A 552-nucleotide genomic window follows, 5' to 3' on the forward strand; every position below is an offset into this window, starting at 1 on the left:
ATAGCCCGCGGCCATGGTCTCGCGTCGGCCCGCCTCCACGCGCCCACACAGGGCGATGGCCGGTATGCCGCCCTCCTGGGCCGCGTGGGCGACCGCCGCGCTCGCACTGGAGCGCAGGGTCTCCCAACCCAGGATCGTCGAGCCGGTGACGACGAGGTCGGCCCGAGCGACGGCTTGGGCTAGTCCGACGACCTGCGGTCCCTCGGTCGCGCCGTCACGCAGCGCGGCTCCGAGCACGGCCAGACCGAAACCGAGCCCTGCTCCGGCTCCGGCACCGGGCTGACGATCCAGCCGCACGGAGGTGCCGGACAGCAGGTCCCGGCGCGCGGGACGGGCTCGGCGGACCAGATCGACGGCGTGGCCTAGGGCCGCCTCGATGAGTTGGGCGTGCGCGGGGTCGGCGCCGAGCTCAGGGCCGTGGGTCGCCGCGACACCGGCGAGGCCGAGCAGCGGCTGGTGCAGGTCGCCGAGGGCGACGAGCTGGGTGGCGCCGAATCGCCCGATCGCCGTGTCGAGGGCTCCGAGGTCGTCTGCGCGCAGGAGCACCAGGTG

At 75.2% G+C, this 552-nt stretch carries 1 protein-coding gene; it reads right to left on the minus strand.

The window, feature by feature from the left end:
• Window positions 1-552, minus strand: a 552-nt coding sequence (locus tag B4M60_RS13085; RefSeq protein ID WP_291084776.1) for a glycerate kinase, incomplete at both ends; no start/stop codon positions are given.

The organism is Dietzia sp. UBA5065 (genome assembly GCA_002415925.1).
Lineage (GTDB): Bacteria > Actinomycetota > Actinomycetes > Mycobacteriales > Mycobacteriaceae > Dietzia.